This window comes from Roseburia sp. AF15-21 (assembly GCF_003479505.1).
GTDB classification, from domain to species: Bacteria; Bacillota; Clostridia; order Lachnospirales; family Lachnospiraceae; genus Roseburia_C; species Roseburia_C amylophila.
Window position 1 is genome coordinate 1 of the sequence record NZ_QUHG01000022.1, and the last position, 5,875, is coordinate 5,875.

General features: G+C 37.7%; 8 protein-coding genes and 1 pseudogene. All 9 read right to left on the reverse strand.

The window, feature by feature from the left end; genetic code table 11:
• Window positions 1-83: 83 nt before the first annotated feature.
• Window positions 84-335, reverse strand: coding sequence for a hypothetical protein (locus DWW33_RS15380; RefSeq protein ID WP_118088425.1), 252 nt, complete (start codon window positions 333-335; stop codon window positions 84-86).
• A gap of 2 nt (window positions 336-337) precedes the next feature.
• Window positions 338-2,287, reverse strand: a complete 1,950-nt coding sequence (locus tag DWW33_RS15385; RefSeq protein ID WP_256385593.1) for a T7SS effector LXG polymorphic toxin — start codon at window positions 2,285-2,287, stop codon at window positions 338-340.
• A 98-nt stretch (window positions 2,288-2,385) separates the two neighbouring features.
• Window positions 2,386-2,658, reverse strand: coding sequence for a hypothetical protein (locus tag DWW33_RS15390; protein ID WP_117699355.1), 273 nt, complete (start codon window positions 2,656-2,658; stop codon window positions 2,386-2,388).
• Between the two features lie 95 nt (window positions 2,659-2,753).
• Window positions 2,754-3,167, reverse strand: a complete 414-nt coding sequence (locus DWW33_RS15395; protein ID WP_118639823.1) for a hypothetical protein — start codon at window positions 3,165-3,167, stop codon at window positions 2,754-2,756.
• A 13-nt stretch (window positions 3,168-3,180) separates the two neighbouring features.
• The gene (locus tag DWW33_RS16065) at window positions 3,181-3,885 is read right to left on the reverse strand and encodes a hypothetical protein (protein ID WP_243088693.1); all 705 of its coding nucleotides are present in this window, start codon (window positions 3,883-3,885) and stop codon (window positions 3,181-3,183) included.
• A complete protein-coding gene (locus DWW33_RS15765) occupies window positions 3,882-4,034 on the reverse strand; it encodes a hypothetical protein (protein ID WP_158552144.1) in 153 nt (50 codons plus the stop codon). Before DWW33_RS15765 ends, DWW33_RS16065 begins: the two co-directional genes overlap by 4 nt.
• A 343-nt stretch (window positions 4,035-4,377) precedes the next feature.
• Window positions 4,378-4,698 (reverse strand): immunity protein Imm33 domain-containing protein, encoded by a 321-nt coding sequence (locus DWW33_RS15405; RefSeq protein ID WP_117699377.1) that lies wholly within the window; start codon window positions 4,696-4,698, stop codon window positions 4,378-4,380.
• Complete coding sequence (locus tag DWW33_RS15410) at window positions 4,691-5,242, reverse strand: ankyrin repeat domain-containing protein (protein WP_118544597.1); 552 nt, start codon at window positions 5,240-5,242, stop codon at window positions 4,691-4,693. The genes DWW33_RS15405 and DWW33_RS15410 overlap by 8 nt, the downstream gene beginning before the upstream one ends.
• A pseudogene (locus DWW33_RS15415) lies at window positions 5,235-5,867 on the reverse strand (HNH/ENDO VII family nuclease). The gene DWW33_RS15410 and the pseudogene DWW33_RS15415 overlap by 8 nt, the downstream one beginning before the upstream one ends.
• Window positions 5,868-5,875: the final 8 nt, after the last annotated feature.

Consider the following 5,875-nt stretch of genomic DNA (forward strand, 5'->3'; position numbering starts at 1 on the left):
GGAAGTGCCATACCACAGGTTGCTACGACAAGCATTCCTCCCAGAATCATGGTTCCGACAAACAGATTTTGAAAAGGCCTTATTTAATTTATTAATTTACACTGAAATTTTACTTTTTTATATAATTTCTCCAATGCCTCTTCCTCATTCTTAAACGTCCATTCTGCCCTCATTCCTCTTTCATTATTTTGATAAACCTTCCATAATTTTTCATTATTATCAAAACCATATCCTATAACAAAATCTGCCTCTGTAATTTGATTTAATACTATTTTCCACATGCCTATGCCATCTTTAAATGATAGTATACTAGAAATTAATTTGTTTTTATCCACACTTAATTCTCCTTTAATATTCCTATTTTTTCTAATACATCTCCACCAAAAGGGGTAACAATTTGTCCCGCTCCACCAGTCATATCTCCCCATTCTGCTGCTTGGCCTTTTATACCATAGGTTGCATCTACACTATCTCCCAATTCCTTATTGGCTTTTGATATAAACGAATCATAACTATCACATAGTTCTTCAAAATCATCCAAGTCCCACCTAGATATCCCTTCATTATGAAGCAACGCATTAAATGTATCTATATCTCTATTTTTTATTGCATCAATTTTATCAAAATACGTTACATTATTAAAAGTTCCTGTATGATAAGCTGCTTCATTTTCTACATAAGGAATTGCTCTTTCACTATATGTGTATTTACCCGTTGATGGAACGTCTGCGAAATTAGAACCACCCATATATCCATATCTATCCCAAGAATCAGCCAAACCATCTGTTCTGGTAATAGGTTTGATTGTGCTTTCATCAAAGCCTAATTTAGGCGGCCAATCATATATTACATTTCCCTTCACATCAAAACCCTTTACATATTGAATATCACTTGGCACATTTATATCAGCTTTGTAATTTGAGTTTTTAAACAGTTTTTGTAATTCCTTTATCTTTTGTGCATCAGTCAAATCACTTCTCGTACCAATATCGCTTACTGCTTTACTAAAATCGGCATAAGAATTTATACTACTCTCTCCAACATTTCCCAACTGCTGCGGTCTTTTTACGTTATTTACTACTTCCAGCTCTGCCTCACTGAGCGTTCCATATGTTGCCATTCCGGTTAGTGAACCAACTACAAAACCTGCCAGTGGACTGTTGGTTGCTTCTGTCATGCTCTTTTCCACATAGCTGCTGGCTGCCATCGTCAGTCCCTGCTTTGCATACTCTGTTACTACTGCCCTTCCTATGGATGTTCCTGCACTTACTGCTGCATTTGCTGCCATTCCTCCGGTCAGTATCATAGACGCTGAGATTGTCAATGTATTTCCTATTAAGTAATAAAGGTCTGGGTTGCTGGCAAATAATGTATCACGGATTGGATTAACCGATACCATTCTTGGGTCTCCTGTTACTCCTGCATAAACATCCTGACCACCTTCTACTGTATTTGAAAAGCCATATGCTACTGTTCCTGCGCCAATTGCCATTACTCCTACTGTAGCCACTAAAGGAAGTGCCATACCACAGGTTGCTACGACAAGCATTCCTCCCAGAATCATGGTTCCGACTCCGACAAGTGTTTTCACAATGCCTTCTTCTGTTCTCAGTCGGATGGATTCCTGCCACTGCTGTTGCTGCAGTTCATAGAACTCTTCGCAGGAACTTACCCTGTCCTTCACCTGTTCGAGATATGTACTTAACATTCCATCCATCATCTGTGCCAGTTGAAAAGACTCTGTTGCATTCACAACCGATGCATCATATGCACTGATTGTAGCACTACTGCCACCTAACTGTCCACCAATAATACTGCGAAGATAGCCTGCCATCATATCGATGGGATACATATCTGCATGGCTGTGCGCCTCTTCATATTCCCCTATCTGTGTACGGACATTCTGCACTCCGGCAAGTGCATTATCAAAGCAGTTTTCCATACAGGTTGTAGAAAATCTGCCCACATCAAGATAAGCAGACAGTTCCCTCTCAATATCCGCCACTTCCTCTGCTACCGCATCAAAGTCTGACCTGGCCCCCTGAATATTTTCCTCCAATCCCTCCATGGAATTCTGGGACATCTCTGCCATCTGGTCAGAATCAATGTTATAATACCAGTCTGTATAGAGTATAAAGCTGCTCCGGTAGGTTTCTATCGTATCTTTTATCATATTTGCAAGATTCATATGATAATCCCACATATAGCTTCTCACATGCTCTGCTGCCCCTCCGTGCATCTCCGGCATGGTAGCAATCTCTACAATACTGCTTCTTACCGCATCTATCTACTCTATCCACCGGTCAAGCTGTGCCTGGATTAATTCACGGATGCTGGTAATCTCCTCGTACTTTACCTGAAATCCCATAACTTTCTCCTCTCCCCCTATTTTGTCTTTATCATTTTCATCAAAGAAGCTTCTGCATCAACCAATTCATCACGCAGTGTGAGAAGCTTCCCGGCATCCTGCGTCAGAAGGCTCTGATAATAACTCATCAGACCAATTAACTGTGAAAAGTCCGCCCTGTACGCTGTCATGGCATCCATTGATACATTTAAATCCGGAACTGTAAGCTGCTTTCCTTCTACCTCACCGGATACCGTCGAAAAAGACTGTACCTTTGATGTATAAACATTGGTATCTAATTTTATCAGCATGATGACATTCGCTTCGTGAGCAGATAGGTGATACAGTTACTTTTTCGAACAAAGGATTTAAGGAATTGGAAGTCCTAAAGTATAACCCTAATAAATTATACCAGGGAAACTTTGACTCCTTCATCCTCTGATATTAATGATACTAATGATTGTCCAAATCTTTCAATCTGTCCCAACTCACAGCTAACATAAAAGCAACATCTATGGGCACGTCTGTCATTATCCGCAATTTCTATATCTACTTCAATTTTTACATGTCCATGATTATCACTGGGTAAAATATTTAATGAAAAAGCAGGTGTATAGTTTCCAATCTTATTTCCAAATTCCAAATAACATACCTCATTAGAATTTTTGATATAATTATTTATTTTATCTGCAGCATTTTCTAATAAAACATCCTCAACATAACAATTCTGAAATACACTAATGTATTCTGAGCTTGCCATCACTTTCAATTCTATAATATTAGAATCTTTCCATATTCTTTCAAAAATAATATTATCCATAAAATTCCTCTCTTTACTTAAATTTAAAACCATCGAATGTGCCGGTCACTTTATTATATACATAATGGATTGTAATTTTATTTCCATCAGCTATCTTTACAACGGATTCCATTTTAATCCAGCCATCTGATGATTTCCCCCTCGTATCATTTAATTTAATCGGAAGTTCAGTAGCACCTTCCAAAGGATCAGACCGTACTTGATGCATAGCCATTTGTTCTTCTAAATTATTAGGAATTGTTCTTCCTGTACTACCTCTTCCTTCTACTTTCACAGGATTTCCAACTCCAGTATTAGAAGAACTACCACTCTCTCCCACATTTCCCAGTTGCTGTTTTCTAAGTTCCAACAGCTCCTCCGGGTTTACTTTCTTTAATGCAAGTGCTTCGTCTACCTTTCCGATTCCTCTTATTTCTGCCTCTGTGAGCCCTTCCTTGCTTCCATTCTCAAGAAAATCAAGATATTTCTGGGCATCTTCCTTTGACATTCCTTCTGCAAAAGAACTGTGTAATCCACTTACATTTGCCATGGAATCTATCTCATTGAGCGTTCCATATGTTGCTATTCCGGTTAGTGAGCCAACTACAAAGCCTGCCAGTGGACTGTTGGTTGCTTCTGTCATGCTCTTTTCCACATAGCTGCTGGCTGCCATTGTCAGTCCCTGCTTGACATACTCTGTCACTACTGCCCTGCTTACGGATGTTCCTGTGCTTATCACTGCTTCTCCGATACTGCCATTCCTCCTGTCAGTATCAGAGAAGCAGCGATTGTCAATACATTTCCTATTAAATAATAGAGAGCCGGATTACTGGCAAATACTGTATCACGGATTGGATTAACCGATACCAGCCTTGAGTCTCCCGTCACTCCATGGAATCCTGGGATATATCCGGCATAGTAGCAATTTCTACAATACTGCTCCTCACCGCATCAATCTCTTCTATCCATCGGGCAAGCTGTTCCTGGATTAATTCACAGATGCTGGTAATCTTCTCGTACTTTACATTGTTGCTAAGAGCACGTTTATATCAGCGTATTGGAACTAAATATTCTATTTTGATTTTGCAATGTCCTTTCGTATACCCGACTCGACAAATTTTCGCTAGTGTCTATTAATTAACATCATGGATTCTTAATTGCTTCACAACAGCCATGATGATTAATTAATAGACATGCAAGAGCCGTTGGATGTCCGACAGTATAACCATAATTAAAATATAAGTTTCTCTCCGGTTTCAGATTTTACAAAATATTTTTGTGAGCCATCATATTCTAAGGTTAATTCTGTTCCAATTGGTAATTCAAAAATTGGAGCAATTGCAGGCTCTATTTCAAAAATTGTGCCCCAATCACAAATGACCATGTTTTTTGAATCTGCCAGAAACTCATCTGTATCTATTTCCGAAAGAAATCTCCACCCATTATCAATATTATTTACTCTTTCTTCTCTAAAACACCATTTTACTCGTCCTCTTTTTTCTAATATATTTTTTGAAACAACAGAACCTCCTAAATTCATTGTGCTATGCATATTTTTCCTCCAATCTTTTTTTTAATTCATCGCTTCCCCTTTCCATAATTAGTTTACGAATGGTAAATCCATTCTTGTTTTTCTCATCAACATCTGTTACTTGTTCAAAACATTCTTCAATAAAATTCATTGTACTCTCTGAACGTTCCTTAAAAGCTTCCATGCATAATGAAAAAAAGGCTGTATTACCATACTTTACATCTTTTTGCATTACCGAAGTACCTTTACTTAGCAATAATTTTCCGATTTCAACTGCTTCAATACAATTTATATTTGGAGCCAAAAAATGAAATTCATTATTACCTTCTTTTGACACTATGTTTACTTTTGCATTGTTATCAAGTAAAAATTTTGATATTTCAAATTTTCTGGATACTAAGCTTCTTTCAAGAATACTCATTCCACTATCATCTACCCAATTAATGATATCAGATACATTATCATTTTTTAACTTTATTTTTTCATGTAAATCTTTTAATGTACCAAATTTAACAATTGTCCCATAATCTGCTTTCTCAATATTCATTTTTATTTCCTCACTCATATTTATGACTTCTATTTGTACTAGGTAATTCTGGTCTATAATTTCTAGGATTACGATACTATTCTAAAAATTCATCTTTTGAAATCACATCATCCATATATAATTGATGCATTTCAGAGTATTTCTCACTAGGAATATGTCCCATATCCCATTGACCATTTCTCGGTTTAGTTTTATCCCATGTAATTTCAACGCCAGATGGGTCATAAACTTTTCCTGTAATAGGGTCTTTCGCATTCTCCCAAACTTCATTTACTTGATTTTTACCATAAGATGGGCGACTATTTGTATATGGTTTACTTCCACTACTACTCTCTCCAACATTCCCCAGCTGCTGTTTTCTAAGTTCCAACAGCTCCTCCGGGTTTACTTTCTTTAATGCAAGTGCTTCGTCTACCTTTCCGATTCCTCTTATTTCTGCCTCTGTGAGCCCTTCCTTGCTTCCATTCTCAAGAAAATCAAGATATTTCTGGGCATCTTTCTTTGACATTCCTTCTGCAAAAGAACTGTGTAATCCACTTACATTTGCCATGGAATCTATCTCATTGAGCGTTCCATATGTTGCCATTCCGGTTAGTGATCCAACTACAAAGCCTGCCAGTGGACTGTTGGTTGCTTCTGTCATGCTCTTTT